Consider the following 487-nt stretch of genomic DNA (forward strand, 5'->3'; position numbering starts at 1 on the left):
CCATAAAAAGTATAAACTGCTTCTATCATAGGTATACCTTCTTCCTTAACTCCTGGCATCATCCATTTCCCTTGATTATTTCTATATGGTTGGTTGTCCTTAGTAATGGGATAACTTTGCCCTTTTTGCCCTTTGATGTCTATTATTTTCAAATTTTTACCACTACCAATATATTCAGTTCTGTCTGCTATGTCTGCGGTTTTAAACCATTCTTTTTTAACCTCAACAGTTGAGGCAGGAATAGGTTTAGGGCTGACAGGAGTTTTTTTAGGAATGAAGGCAATAACCATAATGAATAATAATAAAAAACCTAAAAGACTAAACATAACAATAAATAATAAACGTTTTTTTGACATAATATTTTTTTAGAACTCCTTTTGTTAATGATTTATTATTAATAATAACATAATAACCATAAAATGAATAAACTATTTTTGCTATGGTTAATAACGATTATATTCATAACCAAACCAACTTTGAATATCTT

General features: G+C 28.7%; 1 pseudogene. It reads right to left on the reverse strand.

The features are described 5' to 3' along the window. Window positions 1-356: pseudogene (locus tag RI68_RS03300) on the reverse strand (hypothetical protein); the annotation flags it as partial. Window positions 357-487: the final 131 nt, after the last annotated feature.

The sequence above is a fragment of the Vaccinium witches'-broom phytoplasma str. VAC genome (genome assembly GCF_000309405.1).
Taxonomy (GTDB): domain Bacteria; phylum Bacillota_I; class Bacilli_A; order Acholeplasmatales; family Acholeplasmataceae; genus Phytoplasma.